This is a genomic window from Pseudarthrobacter sp. LT1 (genome assembly GCF_035621795.1).
GTDB lineage: Bacteria > Actinomycetota > Actinomycetes > Actinomycetales > Micrococcaceae > Arthrobacter.
In genome coordinates, this window is record NZ_CP141830.1 from 500,092 (window position 1) to 514,278 (window position 14,187).

Below are 14,187 nucleotides of genomic sequence, written 5' to 3' on the forward strand. Positions count from 1 at the left end.
AATCTCCTGTGACTGCGTTGCTGACCTTCCCGGCCGCAGGCTTCAGCCGGCGCTTCCGCTTCGTGTCAGACCAGGTCCGGAGCGCTGGCAACGATGTAGTCCGCCGCAGCTGGTCCGGTCATGGAGAGGTTGTTGCTGTCCGGGTTGATTCCGGCATCGTGCAGGGCCTCCCAAAGAGCTTCCGGCTGCTGGAGTTCTGCCTTGTGCAGGAGGCACCAGCTTGTGTAAAGGCCGTATAGCTCGTCGCGCCGGAGGCCCAGCCCGGGCTCCCTGTCCGCGACAACTGCTTCGGCAAGAAACTGTTCAAAATGGGTAGCAGGCATGTCCGCTCATTAAGGGTCGACACTGATTCCGCCGTCTGCTTCAGCGGCCTTGCCCGGTTTCCAGGGGATCCCGGCGAGGTAATCAAGAAATTATTGTAGTTCTCTGTGCTTGTCCAGTTGGACCCGGCCAGGTTGCGCCCCGGCTGGTCACACCCTGTACAGTTCCGCGTCGAACAGCGGTGGAATGGTGCCGGGCGGGTTTGAGGGGGCCGACGGCGACTGGGGGGACTGGCCTCGGTCTCAGAAGAGGCCATCTCACCGCCGACCCCGTGTAACCCCGGGTTTCACTTCATCCCGGGAAAACCAAACAGGACCTTCAAGATGAATTTTCCTCCATCTCAAAGGTCCTGCCTAGTCCCCCTGTGCAGCGGCTGCACCTGCCTGCCTAAGCGCTCCCGCCTGGCCGGCCGCCGTCGTCGGGCTCCCCGTTGCCGGCCCGGTGCTGCACCTTCTCGCGGACCCTGTCGCGGTGCCGCTCGCCTGGCCGGAGTTCGTTCTGTTCATTCCCCGCAGGCTGCCCGTCGGGGTTATCGCCGGAATCGTGCTGCCCGTTCTCCGAGGCATACTGCTCCCGCAGTTCACGGCCGTGCTTGATGTCCTCTTCGATCTGCTTCTGCAGCTTCTCGCTTTTCTTGGTGTCCCTCGGCGGCAGCTGGATGGTTTCCTCTGCCTTGATACCGGCCTGGAGTTCGCGGCCGCGCTCCACCTCAGCGTCGAACTCAGCGCCGAAAAGAAGGGACATGTTCAGGATCCACAGCCACAGCAGCATGATGATCACACTGCCCAGTGCACCGTAGGTCTTGTTGTAGTTGCCGAAGTTGCCGACGTAGAAGCCGAAGCCCAGTGAAGCGATCAGGAAGACAAACAGGGCAATGCCGGACCCCATGCTCATCCACCGGAATTTGGGCTGCTTGACGTTGGGGGTGGCGTAGTACAGCACGGCAATGATGGCGATGATCAGCGCGATCATGACCGGCCACTTGGCAATGTTCCAGACCATGAGGAAGGGCCCGCTGAGGCCGATCAGCCCGCCCACTGCCTCCGAAACCGGGCCGCTGAGGACCAGCATGCCGGCCAGCAGCGCCACGATGACCACGGCCAGGAGCGTGACGCCAAGCATGGTGCCGCGGAGTTTTACGAACGCGCGCCCCTCGTCCACTTCGTAAATGCGGTTCATGGCCCGCCCGAAGGCTCCGACATATCCGGACGCCGACCACAGCGCGGTGACAATGCCGATCACCAGGGTGAACCCGGCCGCCGGGGCGCTGGTCAGTTCCGACACCGGACCGCTGATGGTGTTGACCGTCTCCGCCGGGGCGAAGCCGCGCACGATTTCCAGCAAGGCGTTGGTGGTCTTCTGCGGATCCCCAAAGAGGCCAAGGAGCGAAACCAGTGCCAGCAGTGCCGGGAACAGCGAGAGAACGGCGTAATACGTCAGGGCCGCTGCCAGATCGGGGCACTGGTCCTTGGTGAACTCCCGGAGCGTCTTTTTGGTGATGTATTTCCAGGAAGGCTTATCCAGGTCCCTCGGGCTGGCAGGTTTCCTTGAATCGTTTGGATCCGGAGCCTGCCCCGCCTTGGCGGTGCTGGTCTCGGAATCGTCGTGAGTGGCCATGGGGAAGTCCTCTCAATCAGGGGGCCAAGCGGACAGGCCGGCCCGCGGATGGCGGTGCCGGCCTGCCGATCAAACTGTTGCCTTACGGTGCCGCTGTAGGCTGATCAGGTGTTTTGGATGTTGTCTTTGGCGTCTGTGGCGCGGTCTTTGACGTCGGTGGCTGCGTATTGGCCTTCGGTTTTGACGTTTTGGGCGGCGTCGGTGGCGGTGGCCTTGACGTTTTCCATGGCTTCCTGGGCGGGTTCCTTGAGGTCCTGGGCCATGGTTTTGGCGGCGTCGGTGACCTGGGTTGCCAGGGGCTGGGCTGCGGTTTTGAGTTGGTCCGCGGCTTCGCGTTCTTTGTCGCTGGCCGGGATCAGGGAGGAGATCAGCATGCCGGCGCCGAACGCGATGAGCCCTGCGGCCAGGGGGTTGCCGGCGGTTTTGGCTTTGACCTGGTCCGGGGCGTGGGAGACGGCCTGGCCGGCGTCGGAGAGTTTCGCGGAGACGGTGTCCGAGGCCTGGTGAAGGGTGTCGCCGGCGGTGTTCATGGCGTTGGTGGTGTGCCCGGCGCCGGTGGCGGTGGTGTCGTGGACTTTGGTGGTGGCGGTGTCTGCTGCTCCCATGATTTTCTCCTTCACCCCGGTCACGGCGTCGCGGACCTTGTCGGTTTGGCGGTGGACGATGTTGGACGGGGTGACTTTGTCGGCCACGGCGTCCACGTTGGTGCCCAGGCGTGCCCGGGTGGCTTCTATGTCTGCGCGGATGACGTCAGGGTTGTCGCTCATCGGTTTACCTCACCTGGTTTTAGGGTTGGGGGTATTTCTGAGAGGGTTTCCCCGGTTTGGGGCAGGCCCTTGATCTGCTTGAGTTCCTTGCGGCCGATGGAGGCCAGGACGGCGGCGATGATGGCCCAGATCACGGCGACGATCAGCGCGGACCAGCCCAGGGGCATGATGGCGCCCAGGGCCCACATCAGGGCCAGGGAGAGGAAGAGCAGGACGAAGTGTCCGCCGATCCCGGCGCCGGCGAGCATGCCGGCGCCTTTGCCTGCGCGGGAGGTGGATTGTCTGAGTTCGGCCTTGGCCAGTTCCACTTCCTGGCGCATCAGGGTGGACAGGTCACGGGTTACGTCCCCGAGCAGGTCACCGAGAGAGGCGTTATCCGCTTTCACATGCGCCGCGCTGGGCGGCGGCTCCGGAATCTGACTACTCATCACAGACCACCCGTCTGGCCGCCCCGGGTGCGGTCCTGGGTGAGGGGGTCGTTTGCCATGGGATCGTCGGCGAGGGCGCGGTCACGGAGCGGGTCGTCCGAGAGCTGGTTTCCTGACCAGGGCTCTTCCACGAGCTGAGGGCTGTCCAGGCCGCTGGCCGGACCTGCTGCCTCCGGATAGCTGCTGCCCGGTGCGCCGCCGTCGTATCCGGCCGTTGTGGTGGCCGGGGCGGGCAGCTGGACCGGCGGGGGCGGAACCGTCCCGCCCGCAACGGGGTATGACTGGTTGTACTGGTCGCCGTAGGCGGCGCCGGAGTACTGGCCGGACAGGCCCGCTGCACCGGTGCCGGCAGTGGATGTTTCGGGAGGACCTGCGGTGAGGCCGCGGGTGAGGCGTCCGGCGAGGACGCCTGCGCCGGCGGCGAGGAGCAGGAAGGTTCCGGGCCGGTTGCGGGCGAACCGCTGGACCTCGTTCAGGAGGTCACCCGGCTCCCGGTTTTCCAGCCAGGTGGCCATCGAGGAAGTGCGTTCTGCCGCTTGGCGGACCAGGTCGCCGGCCATGCCCTGCTGGTCCGGGGCGCTGGCCATGCTGTGCAGCTGGGTGGAGATGTTGCGGATGCCTTCCGCGGCCTTCTGCTGCTGGGTGCCTGCCTGGCTGGTAAGGCCGGACTTTGCCTGGTGCAGCAGGTCCTGCGCGTTGGCCTTCGCCTCATGCGCCACGTTCGCGGCTTCTTCCTTCGCCGTCTGGGCCACATTCTGCGCCGACCCCGCTGCGGTACGGGCAACATCGGCTGCTTCATCCTTGGCTGCATCCTTGCGGGACGTGCCGTAGGTGTCACCAGCCTGGCTGCCGCCGCCAAGGGGAGCGGCGGTTGAGGGGAAGGTGGCGGGCTCCCGCTCGCCAGGGATTCCTGTATTGGCCGGCGGAGCCGTGTAGGCGGGATCCTCGGGCCATTGGTTCTCTGTCATCTTCGCTCTCTTTCCAAGAAGGCCGGTTGTTGATCAAGAACCAGCAATACTGGCCGTAAAATGATAAGCATGATTACTAATGAAAGGTAAGTACCCTTGCTAAGCGAGTTATAACCGTTCCAAAAATGTCAGCCGGAATGGCGAGGGCCTGCCCGGTCACAACGAAGTGGAAAGTGGTGGGAAACGTGGATACAGCTCCATGGGTATGGGTGGTAGTTGCCGTTGTTGTGGTGGTACTGATCGTGCTGCTGCTCCTGGCCGGAGGAAGGCGCCGGAAAGCCATGCAGGAGAAGCGGGACCAGGAGCACCGGGAGAAGGCCGCCGAGATCCGGCGTGAAGCCGAGAATATGGAAATTGATGCCCGCGAGCGGGAGGCCAAGGCCATCCGGGCGCGAGCCGACGCCGAGCAGGCAAAGGTTGACGCTGCGCGGCTGCGCCAGGAAGCAGAAAAGCGCAGCCAGGAAGCCCAGTCCCTGCGGGGCGACGTTGCCAGCCGCGCGCGGAAGGCGGACGAGCTCGATCCCGACGTGGGAACCGATGGCAGGCGGCAGGATCGCCCCGTAGTGCACGACGCGCGGGACGAGCGCCGCGACGGGTACGACGCCCAGCGCATTCAGGACCGCGAGGTCAGCCGTGATGGAAGGGGCCCGGCCCACGCAGGTCCAGCCCGGGACATGGGCGCGGGCATGGGCAGGGATGCAGGGTATGCCGACGGTGGACACGCGGACACCGGCCACGGGGGCCACTACGACACTCCTGACGCCGGCGGCGGCCTTGCCGGGCCCCATGACGCTCCTGCCGCCAATTCCGAAACCGGAATCCCTGAGGCAGGGCGGAGGCGCCAGGCCGGCGCCAGCGATACTGCCGCCGGGCATGGCGTGCGGGACGGGCGCGGCGAAGACGAGCCGCGAACCGGAATCTGAACGCACGGGCATCTGAAAATGCCGGACGCCGCCCCTTCTGGCGGCGGCGTCCAGCGCTTCCCCTAGGGGCGGCGCGGCTTCAGGACGGGGGAAGGACTGGCTCCTTCCCCCGTTCCCATGCCGGCAAGCACTTCCTTGACGGCATCGATCGATGACACTTTGGGTTCCCAGGCCAAAATGCGTTCCGCGCGGCTGGTGTCCATGATGGGGGCGCCGGCTGCCATCTCCACCCATCCCGAATCGGTGGGCTGCACCCGCGCGCGCCATGTCAGGTCCACGACTGCGTGGAGCAGTCGCATGGGGATGGGGAGGATTCTCCTGGCACCGAGGATGCGTCCCAGTTCCTGCGGCGTGAGGACCGGCTCGGCGGCGATGTTGAAGGCTCCACTGGCACGCTGGTCCACCACCCGCCAATAGGCTTCCGCGACATCGTCCGCATGGACTGCCTGGAAGACCAGGTTGTCCGGGGCCGGCAGTATCGGCAGCCATGGTTGGGGCGGTAACAGGCGGGACAGGACACGGCCCAGGAAGTACCTGCCGATTTCAGCCCCTGCTTCTTTTTGGAAGATGAGCGCCGGCCGCAGCCGTGCGACGGCGATGCCGGGGTTTTCGGCCATGAAGCCGTCCAGGAGCTTTTCCTGCTCGGCCTTGTGACGGCTGTAGTGCGAACCGGCCATTCCTTCTGCCGGCCATGACTCATCCCTGCGCTGGTCCTTGCCGGACTTGCTGTAGGCGCCCACTGAAGAGGCGCAAACAACCTGTTTGACTCCCGCTTGGTCGGCGGCCTCCAGGACGTTCCCTGTTCCCGTGACGTTGGTCCGGTGCAGCAGGTCCAGATCGCGGTTCGGCTGGATCTGCCACGCCAGGTGGACCACTGCGTCAACTCCGGCGAGCGCTTCTTTCAGCAGTGGCTTGTCCCGCTCCAGGCCCACATCCAGGGTGTGCCACTGCACGCCGGCGTAGGGTTCCCGGGACGTATCGGGAAGCCTGCGGCTGATTCCCACCAGCTCCAGGCTTCCGGGCTTTCTCTTGAGCTGGCCCTGCAGATTGCGCAGCAGTGCTGTTCCCGCATTTCCGCTGGCTCCGGTGATGGCAATGCGCATGACGAGACTCCTTGGCGGGTTGGTCCGGTTGCCGTTTACATTCCGAGCTTATAGCGGAGAAGGATTGTTTTATAAGCAAGCTTATGATTTCCTACTTCTAAGTCTTGCCGCAGGCTTTCGGAACCAGACCGAGGGAAACCACACTCATGCCCGAATCCTTTGCCGCACTAGCCGTGGACGCTGCGCCCGTCCACCATCCACAGCCGGTATCCGTATCAACGCAAACCCCTCCCGCCGCCTCAGGGCGGCTTCGGGAGACGTTCGAAAACGACCTGGTCCTAAGGTACCTGGACCTCGCAGAAGCTCTCGCTGCGCGCTTTGAAGCCCGTGGCAGGGAGAGGGCTGACCTGAACCAGGTGGCCTATTTGGGGCTTGTGAAGGCGGCGCGTGGTTTCGACCAGGCCAAAGGGGAGAGTTTCCCCGCCTACGCCGCGCCCACCATCACCGGCGAACTCAAGAGGTACCTTCGGGACCGGACGTGGGTTGTCCGTCCGCCGCGCCATATCCAGGACCTGAGGACCCGCCTGTTCCGGGCGGAACCGGAGTTGACCCAATCGCTGGGCCGCAACCCCAGCGTTGAGGAACTGGCCGGCGAGCTCGGCAGTGACCCGGCAGAGGTTCAGGAAGCCATCTCGGCGTCCAGCAGCATGCACCCGGATTCCCTCGACGCCGTGAACCCAAACTCGGATGCACCTTCCATTGGCGAGGTGCTGGCGTGCCCGGACACTCCGCTGGAACGGCTTGAAGAACTTGCCTGCCTCCGGGAGGCAATGCAGGACCTGGATGATTCCGACCGCGAGCTTCTGTACCGGCGCTACTTCTGCGAGGAAACCCAGGTGCAGTTGGGAAAGCGGTTGGGAATGTCCCAGATGCAGGTCTCCCGCCGCCTGGCCAAAGTGCTGGTGGAGCTGCAGCGCAGGCTGGAGGAAAGCGCGCAGTTCGGGAGCCCGGATGGAGAAGCCGGCAACGGAACGCCAGGACGCGCTGTGCGGCCAGGCCGCGCGGCCGGCCCCGTCGCACCGTTCCACCGGACCGTTAGGGCTGGGCATCCCGGCACTGCCGGCGCTCGGATGGACCGGCGCCACGGCGGTACCGGGACCAGGTAGCAGTCCTGCTGCCCGGCACCGCATCGACCCATATCTTGCCTGTTCAACCGGGTCTTTGTGCGCCGCTGCCGCAAACGGAAAGCCCGCGGCCTTGTTTAGGAGCAACAGCAGGAGGGAACAGGTTGGTTATGGGAAGCTCTGAAATGTCCAAGCTCCGGGCTGTCCTGTTCGACCGGGACGGGACCCTGGTGATCGATGTGCCCTACAACGGGGACCCCGGCAAGGTAAGGCCCGTGGCAGGCGCCAAAGCAGTGCTTGACGGCCTGCGGGCGCATGGAATTGCCACCGGCGTGATCAGCAATCAATCGGGTATTGCCCGCGGCTTGATTACGGCCGACGACGTGGAAAAGGTCAATGCCCGGGTGGAAGAACTCCTGGGCCCGTTTGATGTGTGGGAGGTCTGCCCCCACGCGGAGCAGGACGGTTGCTCCTGCCGCAAGCCCGCTCCCGGCATGGTCCACAGCGCCTGCCGCAAGCTGGGAATCCACGAATCGGAGGCCGCCCTCATCGGGGACATCGGCGCCGACGTCGGCGCCGCAGAGGCTGCCGGCGCCACCGGGGTCCTGGTCCCCACGCCCGTGACCCGTGCCGAGGAGGTGGCCGCGGCGCGGCTGGTCGCCTCCGATTTGGCGTCCGCCGTAAGCCTGCTGCAGGAGACACCCTGATGGGGCGCGTCCTGGTGGCCCGGCTGGACAGCATGGGCGATGTCCTTCTGGCCGGCCCCGCGGTCCGCGCGGTGGCCAACGGCCGCGCCCAGCGCGGCGGCAGTACCAACCATGTGGTGATGCTGTGCGGCCGGCAGGGTGAAGCGGCCGCTGCCATGCTTCCCGGCGTCGCCGAGGTCTACAGCTGGGACAGCCCCTGGATCATGAATCCGGCACCCCGGATGACCGGCCCGCACGCGGACCGGCTGATCGAATACGTCCGCAATTCCCGCATCACCGAAGCCGTTATGCTCACCTCCTTCCACCAATCCCCCCTGCCGCTGGCACTGTTGCTGCGCCTGGCCGGCGTGGAGCGCATCACGGGTGCCTCCACCGATTACGCTGGCTCGCTGCTTGACGTGCGCCTGAAACCGGGGGAGGACTTTCCCGAAGACCAGCCCGAAGCGGAACGGGCGCTGGGGATCGCCGAGGCCGCAGGCTTCCGGCTCCCTCCGGGCGATGACGGAAAGCTGCGCGTCAACTCCGTGGCCGAAGTGGCAGCCCTTGTGGGGACCGAGCCCTACGTCGTGGTCCACCCCGGAGCAGCAGTTCCCGCGAGGGCGTGGCCTCCTCTGCACCATGCGGCCGCCGTCGAACTCCTCCAGGGTGCAGGGTACCGGGTGGTGGTGACCGGCGGTCCCGGCGAGACGTCGCTGACGGCCACGGTGGCGGGCCCCTCCGCCCTGGACCTCGGCGGACGAACCGACCTTGCCACCATGGCAGGCGTCATGGCCGGCGCCGATGCCGTCATCAGTGGCAACACCGGCCCGGCCCACCTGGCAGCCGCGGTGGGAACACCCGTGGCGTGCCTGTTTTCACCCGTGGTCCCGGCCATCCGCTGGGCGCCCTACGGCGTGCCCCTGGAACTCCTCGGGGACCAGAACGCACCCTGCCGCATGTCCCGCGCCCGGGTATGCCCGGTTCCCGGCCATCCGTGCCTCGACTCGGTCTCACCCGAGGAAGTCGTGGCGGCCGTGGAACGCCTGATCAGCGGAGTGAGCTCCTTCAGCACCCACGTCAGCACCCGTAGAAAGGCCCGCAACAGATGAGAATCCTGCTCTGGCATGTCCACGGTTCCTGGACGGACGCTTTTGTCCGCGGCCGTCACGAATACCTGCTTCCCGTCCTGCCCGAAGGCGGGGCCTGGGGACTGGGCCGCGCCGGCAGGGACTGGCCGGAATCAGTGCGGGAGGTGGACCTGGCGGCCCTCGACGGCGACGACGTGGACGCCGTCGTCCTCCAACGGCCCGAAGAAATCGACGAAGTGGCGCGGTCCCTGGGCCGGATCCCCGGCGTCGACCTGCCGGCCGTGTTCGTGGAACACAACACGCCCAAAGGCAACTTCCCGAACATCAGCCATCCGCTCGCGGACCAGACCGTGATCCCGGTTGTCCACGTGACCCATTTCAACCGGCTGGCCTGGGACAACGGTTCTGCCCCCACCACGGTCATCGAGCACGGAATCCCGGACCCGGGACAGCTGTACACGGGCGAGCTTCCCGAACTGGGCGTCGTGGTCAATGAGCCCGTGCGGCGTGGCCGGGTCACAGGGACGGACCTCCTGCCCGCCTTCGCCTCCGTGGCGCCCCTGCAGGTGTTCGGCATGAAGACCGACGGGCTCGCGGCAGCCACCGGAATCGGGGAGGCGCGGCTGACGTCCCGCGGCGACCTCAAAACGCGGGACCTGCACCGCGAGCTTGCGCGCTGCCGGGTCTACGTCCACCCGATGCGCTGGACCTCGCTGGGGCTGTCCCTGCTGGAAGCCATGCACCTGGGAATGCCCGTGGTGGTGCTTGCCGCCACCGAAGCCCCCAGGGCCGTGCCGCAGGAAGCCGGCGTGGTCTCGGCAGATATGGATGAGCTGCTCCGTTGCGCGGAGCGCCTGGTTGCCAATCCGGAGGAAGCCCGACGGCGGGGACTCGCCGCCCGGGAGGCGGCGCTGGAGCGTTATGGCCTGGGCAAGTTCCAGGACCGCTGGGATGAGCTCCTGGCGGACCTGCGCAGCCGGCCCCGGCACTCCGTCAAGGAGCGGCCGGACGAGCGGATCCTTGTTCCGGCGCGGGAGAGGAAGACCCCATGAAAATCGCGATGATCTCCGAACACGCCAGTCCCTTGGCGGCACTTGGCGGGGTGGACGCCGGCGGCCAGAACGTTCACGTTGCCGCGCTGTCCGAGGCCCTTGCCAAGCGGGGCCACCACGTCACCGTCTATACCCGCAGGGACGCAACGGAGCTCCCCGAACGCGTCCAGGTGGGGCGCGGCCTCGAGGTGGTCCACGTGGACGCCGGGCCCGCCCGCCAAGTGCCCAAGGACGACTTGCTGCCCTACATGGGGGAACTCGCGGACGGGGTGGCCAGGGACTGGGGGCAGCGGCCGCCGGACGTGGTTCACGGCCACTTCTGGATGTCCGGCCTGGCGGCACTGGACGCTGCGAGGCGGCCCGAAACCGGGTACCGCGTCCCCATGCTCCAGACCTTCCACGCCTTGGGTACCGTCAAACGGAGGCACCAGGGCGCCGAGGACACCAGCCCGGAGGAACGCCGCTGGCTGGAACCGGGCGTGGGACGTTCTGCGGACCGGATCATCGCCACCTGTTCCGACGAAGTCTTCGAGCTCAAGGCCATGGGCATCGCCACCGGAAAGATCTCGATCGCGCCCTGCGGCGTGGACCTGAACTTCTTTTCGCCGGAGGGGCCGGTGGCCGCAAGGAAGCGCCGCTACCGCATCCTGTCGGTAGGGCGGCTGGTGCCGCGCAAGGGCGTCGACCTGGTGATCCGCTCGCTCCCGTACCTCAAAGCGGCGGGATTCGAGGACGTCGAACTCCTGATCGTGGGCGGTGGCGGTGACTCGAACGTCATGCACAAAGACCCGGAAATCCGCCGCCTGCTTGACCTTGCCGCCGAGCTTGGTGTGTCCGGACACGTGACGCTGCAGGGACAGGTGTCGCGGGCTGAAATGCCGGGCATCTTCCGCAGCGCCGACGCCGTGGTCTGTGCGCCCTGGTACGAGCCCTTCGGCATCGTGCCGCTGGAGGCCATGGCGTGCGGCGTTCCGGTGGTGGCTGCGGCAGTGGGCGGCCTGCGGGACACCGTGGTGGACCACGCCACCGGCCTGCACGTGCCACCCCGGGATCCCGAAGCCATTGCATCGGCCCTGTCGCTGCTCCTGGAAAACCCCGCCCTCAGGGCAAAGCTCGGCCAGGCCGGAGAGCGGCGTGCCCGCACCCGTTACTCCTGGGACCGGGTGGCCGCGGAAACGGAAAAGGCCTACCAGCTTGCCGTGGCCGGGGCGCCGGCCAGCGCTTCAGCCGGAATCGTACCGATGGAAGGAGCCGCACTGTGACCGCCGAATCGTCCCTGCGTGAATCAACCCTGCGCGAACCAAACCTGCGTGAAGCAGACTTGCGCACCCTGACCGCAGCCCCGGCACTGCCGGCGGTGCTCCCCGGCGCCACGTTCGTTGATCCCGCCAGTGCCGACGCGGTCCGCCTGCACCTGGACAACGTGCTTCCGGCCCTGGACTCGCTGCGCAGCCAGTCCGGCCGGCTCGCCGCCTGGGGCGTGGAGCTGGCACAGCGGCTGCTGCGGGGCCAGCGGCTCCTGGCTGCCGGCAACGGCGGATCTGCCGCCGAGGCGCAGCACCTGACCGCGGAACTGGTGGGCCGGTTCGACAGCGAACGCGTCCCCTTCTCCGCCATCTCCCTGCACGCCGAGTCGTCAGCCGTGACGGCCATCGCCAATGACTACGGCTACGACGACGTCTTTGCCCGGCAGGTGCGTGCGCACGGCCGCTCCGGCGACGTGCTGATACTGCTGTCCACCAGTGGGAAGAGCCCCAACCTGCTGCGGGCCGCGGACGTTGCCGCCCGGCTCAATATGACCACCTGGGCGCTGACCGGCGCCGGTCCCAACCCGTTGGCGGATGCCTGCGATGAGGCAGTCATGATTGACGCCCTGAACGCCAATGCCCAGGAAGGGCACCTGATCGCCCTGCATGCCATCTGCCGCGCCTTCGACCTCGAGGTTGCCCGGCACACGCCGCCCCCCTTCCCCGGGATGGCGAACGGGGGCCGGCCATGAGGATCGTCGTCGTGGGTGACGTCATGCTCGACGTCGACCTCTCCGGTGAAGCCACCAGGCTCAGCCCGGACGCCCCCGTCCCCGTCGTGGACATTTCCGGCGTCCGCCGCCGTGCCGGCGGCGCAGGCCTGGTGGCGCGCATGCTGGCCCAGGACGGCTGGCCCGTCACCCTGGTGACAGTGCTGGGGGATGACGACGCCGGCAGCCAGTTGCGTACGCACCTCGCCGGAGTGCAGCTCGTGGCGGGGACCAGCGGCTACCCGTCGCCGGTCAAGACCCGCGTGCGGGCAGGCTCCCATCCGGTGGTCCGCTTTGACCAGGGCTGCGAACGCACTCCAATCCCGGACGTCACCCCGGCCATGCTGCGCGCAGTGGAAAAAGCCGGTGTGGTCATTGTGGCCGACTATGGCCGGGGACTGGCAGCCAACCCGCAGCTGCGCGGGCTGCTGGGCCGCCTGGCCGGTTCGGTGCCCATCGTGTGGGACCCGCACCCCTCAGGCCCGGAGCCGGTGCCGGGGGTTGCCGTGGTGACACCGAACATTTCCGAAGCGACCAAGGCGGTCCAGGCCGCCGGGAACGTCCCCACCTCTGTGGACGGTGTCGCGCAGGTCCTGCTGGAGCGTTGGCGCAGCCAGGCCGTCCTGGTGACCAAAGGCGAGGAAGGGGCGGTCCTGCTGCAGCAGGGGGATGCTTCTTCCCACGCCGTTCCCGCCCCAAGGGTGGAAGCCGGGGACCCCTGCGGAGCCGGCGACCGCCTGGCGGCCGGCCTGGGAGTGCACCTCCTGGCCGGCCGCGGGCTTCCCGAAGCTGCGGCCCTCGCCGTCCACGACGCCGCCGATTTCCTGGCGGCCGGAGGTGTGTCGGCGCTGCCGGATACCCAGGGGCAGGATGCGGCCCCGGACAACCACGGGGGTGCACCGGCCCGGGGCCGGCGCACCACCGAACCGCTGCTGCTGGCCCGTTCCGTACGCGAAAGCGGCGGGAAGGTAGTGGCCACCGGCGGCTGCTTCGACCTGATCCATGCCGGCCACATCAGGTCCCTCGCCGCCGCCAGGGAACTGGGGGACTGCCTCATCGTGTGCCTGAACTCGGATGATTCGGTGCGGCGGCTCAAGGGCCCGCAGCGGCCCATCATCGGCCAGCACGACAGGGCCGAACTGCTCCTCGCGATGGAATGCGTGGACGCGGTGATGGTCTTCGACGAGGACACCCCCGAGGCCGCCCTGGACCGGCTCCGCCCCGATATCTGGGTCAAGGGCGGCGATTACAAGGGAGCCCGCCTTCCCGAGGCTGACCTGGTGGAAAGGTGGGGCGGCCGCTGCCTTACCGTTCCCTTCCACCCGGCCCGCTCCACCACAGGCCTGGCGGACGCGCTCGCCAAGGTGAGTTGAACTTCTTCCCACTTGTCTTGTTTTCCCCATTGAAAGGAACACCATGACCGCAGAATCAACCGCAACTGCCGCCACCACGCCCGGACGCGTCCTTGTCACCGGAGGTGCCTCCGGACTGGGGGCCGCCGTCGTCGACGCCGTCCTTCGCTCCGGCGGGACGCCGGTGGTCCTGGACCGCGACATCAGCACCGTCTCGGGGGTGAAGGCGTTCGAAGTGGACGTCGCGGACCGCGCGGCCGTGGAGCACGCCGTCCGGGAAGCCGCCGAAACCCTGGGCGGCCTGGACGCGGTGGTCACTGCTGCCGGGATTGACCGCTGCGGCAAGCTTGCCGACGTGGAAGCCACCGAGTGGGAAAAGGTCATCGGGGTCAACCTGATGGGCACCGTTTCGGTGGTGCGCGCGGCCCTGCCCTACCTCAAGGAAACCCACGGCCGCGTGGTCACCGTGGCGTCCACCCTGGGCAAGCGTGCCGTGGCCGATGCGACCGCGTACTGCGCCTCCAAGTTCGGCGTGGTGGGGTTCAGCCACGCACTGGCCGCGGAAACCGGCGGCGAAATTGGCGTGACCACCATGATTCCGGGCGGCATGAAGACCCGGTTCTTCGATGACCGGACCGAACAGTACAAGCCGCAGGACGATTCCCGGCTCAACGACCCCGCCAATACGGCGCAGGCCATCCTGTTCGCCTTGAACCAGCCCACCGGCTGCGAGGTCAGGGAAATGCTGATCTGCCATGAGGAAGAGGGCTCCTGGCCCTAAGCCGGATACCCGGCCGCCAC

At 67.2% G+C, this 14,187-nt stretch carries 15 protein-coding genes; 9 read left to right on the forward strand and 6 right to left on the reverse strand.

From position 1 onward, the window contains the following. Positions 1-65: 65 nt before the first annotated feature. The 5 genes from VIK36_RS02430 to VIK36_RS02450 form a co-directional block, all read right to left on the reverse strand. Complete coding sequence (locus tag VIK36_RS02430; RefSeq protein WP_255174225.1) at positions 66-323, reverse strand: hypothetical protein; 258 nt, start codon at positions 321-323, stop codon at positions 66-68. A gap of 385 nt (positions 324-708) precedes the next feature. Then, positions 709-1,938 carry a YihY/virulence factor BrkB family protein gene (locus VIK36_RS02435; protein ID WP_324643943.1) on the reverse strand — a complete coding sequence of 410 codons (1,230 nt, stop codon included), beginning with the start codon at positions 1,936-1,938 and terminating at the stop codon, positions 709-711. A 104-nt stretch (positions 1,939-2,042) separates the two neighbouring features. Further along, on the reverse strand, positions 2,043-2,705 hold the full coding sequence (locus VIK36_RS02440) for a DUF3618 domain-containing protein (RefSeq protein WP_324643944.1): 663 nt from the start codon (positions 2,703-2,705) through the stop codon (positions 2,043-2,045). Beyond that, positions 2,702-3,133: a phage holin family protein gene (locus VIK36_RS02445; RefSeq protein ID WP_324643945.1), complete on the reverse strand. Its 432-nt coding sequence runs from the start codon at positions 3,131-3,133 to the stop codon at positions 2,702-2,704. The genes VIK36_RS02440 and VIK36_RS02445 overlap by 4 nt, the downstream gene beginning before the upstream one ends. Then, entirely contained in the window at positions 3,133-4,101 is a 969-nt protein-coding gene (locus tag VIK36_RS02450) for a hypothetical protein (protein WP_324643946.1), read from the reverse strand. Before VIK36_RS02450 ends, VIK36_RS02445 begins: the two co-directional genes overlap by 1 nt. Positions 4,102-4,286: 185 nt before the next feature. Between VIK36_RS02450 and ccmD the strand changes: the two genes are divergently transcribed. Continuing rightward, entirely contained in the window at positions 4,287-5,024 is a 738-nt protein-coding gene (gene ccmD, locus VIK36_RS02455) for a heme exporter protein CcmD (RefSeq protein WP_324643947.1), read from the forward strand. Positions 5,025-5,086: 62 nt separating this feature from the next. On the opposite strand, the gene VIK36_RS02460 is transcribed toward ccmD, so the two are convergent. Next, the gene (locus VIK36_RS02460; protein WP_324643948.1) at positions 5,087-6,127 is read right to left on the reverse strand and encodes an NAD-dependent epimerase/dehydratase family protein; all 1,041 of its coding nucleotides are present in this window, start codon (positions 6,125-6,127) and stop codon (positions 5,087-5,089) included. A gap of 146 nt (positions 6,128-6,273) precedes the next feature. Between VIK36_RS02460 and VIK36_RS02465 the strand changes: the two genes are divergently transcribed. From VIK36_RS02465 to VIK36_RS02500, 8 genes are all read left to right on the forward strand, one after another. After that, positions 6,274-7,233 carry a sigma-70 family RNA polymerase sigma factor gene (locus VIK36_RS02465; RefSeq protein WP_324643949.1) on the forward strand — a complete coding sequence of 320 codons (960 nt, stop codon included), beginning with the start codon at positions 6,274-6,276 and terminating at the stop codon, positions 7,231-7,233. A gap of 128 nt (positions 7,234-7,361) precedes the next feature. Beyond that, the gene (locus tag VIK36_RS02470; RefSeq protein WP_324643950.1) at positions 7,362-7,898 is read left to right on the forward strand and encodes an HAD family hydrolase; all 537 of its coding nucleotides are present in this window, start codon (positions 7,362-7,364) and stop codon (positions 7,896-7,898) included. Beyond that, a complete protein-coding gene (locus VIK36_RS02475) occupies positions 7,898-8,986 on the forward strand; it encodes a glycosyltransferase family 9 protein (RefSeq protein ID WP_324643951.1) in 1,089 nt (362 codons plus the stop codon). The genes VIK36_RS02470 and VIK36_RS02475 overlap by 1 nt, the downstream gene beginning before the upstream one ends. After that, a complete protein-coding gene (locus tag VIK36_RS02480) occupies positions 8,983-10,017 on the forward strand; it encodes a glycosyltransferase (RefSeq protein WP_324643952.1) in 1,035 nt (344 codons plus the stop codon). The genes VIK36_RS02475 and VIK36_RS02480 overlap by 4 nt, the downstream gene beginning before the upstream one ends. Continuing rightward, positions 10,014-11,279 (forward strand): glycosyltransferase, encoded by a 1,266-nt coding sequence (locus VIK36_RS02485; protein WP_324643953.1) that lies wholly within the window; start codon positions 10,014-10,016, stop codon positions 11,277-11,279. The genes VIK36_RS02480 and VIK36_RS02485 overlap by 4 nt, the downstream gene beginning before the upstream one ends. Positions 11,280-11,365: 86 nt before the next feature. Beyond that, positions 11,366-12,016: a D-sedoheptulose-7-phosphate isomerase gene (locus VIK36_RS02490; protein WP_420716264.1), complete on the forward strand. Its 651-nt coding sequence runs from the start codon at positions 11,366-11,368 to the stop codon at positions 12,014-12,016. Beyond that, positions 12,013-13,407, forward strand: coding sequence for a PfkB family carbohydrate kinase (locus VIK36_RS02495; protein WP_324643954.1), 1,395 nt, complete (start codon positions 12,013-12,015; stop codon positions 13,405-13,407). The genes VIK36_RS02490 and VIK36_RS02495 overlap by 4 nt, the downstream gene beginning before the upstream one ends. A 43-nt stretch (positions 13,408-13,450) precedes the next feature. Further along, complete coding sequence (locus VIK36_RS02500; protein ID WP_324643955.1) at positions 13,451-14,167, forward strand: SDR family oxidoreductase; 717 nt, start codon at positions 13,451-13,453, stop codon at positions 14,165-14,167. Positions 14,168-14,187 lie beyond the last annotated feature (20 nt).